Source organism: Acinetobacter sp. V91_7, from assembly GCF_031799075.1.
In the GTDB taxonomy this organism is placed as follows: domain Bacteria; phylum Pseudomonadota; class Gammaproteobacteria; order Pseudomonadales; family Moraxellaceae; genus Acinetobacter; species Acinetobacter calcoaceticus.
On sequence record NZ_JAVQNT010000016.1, the window covers coordinates 1 to 912 of the forward strand.

Sequence of the window (912 nt, forward strand, 5' to 3'; positions counted from 1 at the left end):
GATTAGTGATTAGTGATTAGTGATTAGTGATTAGTGATTAGTGATTAGTGATTAGACATACTACTGGATATAAAATAAAAAGCCCTCTTATAGAGGGCTTTTATAGCATTTAAAAGAACAACAGAATTTCTTTTAAACGACTAAAATAAAAAAAAGCACTAAAAAGTGCTTTTTTTCTTACTGAAATATTATTGTGGAATAATATTTACAGCATTTGGGCCTTTTTGCCCTTGAGTAACAGTAAACGTTACACGTTGACCTTCGTGCAAAGTTTTGAAACCTGAACCAGAAATTTCTTTGAAGTGAGCAAACACATCTGGACCATTATCTTGTTGAATGAAACCGAAACCTTTAGTTTCGTTAAACCATTTTACTGTACCACTTACTGTATTAGACATGATATATCCTACTGATTTCTAATATTTTAGTATCATTTAATAATGACACTAACATAACTTTGAAAAAAGAATAACAAATTGAGTTAAGATCTTAAAAAACGAAGGATTATGACTAAAACTACGATACTTTAAAGAAGATTTACTAACAAGACTTTTTTCTAGTTAAGAGCATGATACATGAAATAATTTTCTATTCAAGCTTTTTATGAAAAAAATTTTATAAATTATAATAAAAAACAGAAAAACAATAACTTAACAGAGTAGCTAAAAAATTAGTATATTCCCTACTTAACCAACACCTTACGACTGATTAGATAAAATATCGAAGAACAGAAAGATAACTGTTTATAACTTATCAAGTGGCCGATGAAAATATGAACGAAAACTTGAAATAATTTAACCTTTAAAAAATTCAGGCAATAAAAAAACTCCTAAAAAGGAGCTTCATTTTTAAATCATTGGCAGAGGATCAAGGACTCGAACCTTGACGAACGGTTTTGGAGACCGTCATGCT

1 protein-coding gene is annotated in these 912 nt (G+C 28.9%); it reads right to left on the reverse strand.

Going from position 1 to position 912, the window contains the following annotated elements; all coding sequences use genetic code 11:
• Positions 1–188: 188 nt before the first annotated feature.
• Entirely contained in the window at positions 189–398 is a 210-nt protein-coding gene (locus RMB03_RS00600) for a cold-shock protein (protein ID WP_003650775.1), read from the reverse strand.
• Positions 399–912: the final 514 nt, after the last annotated feature.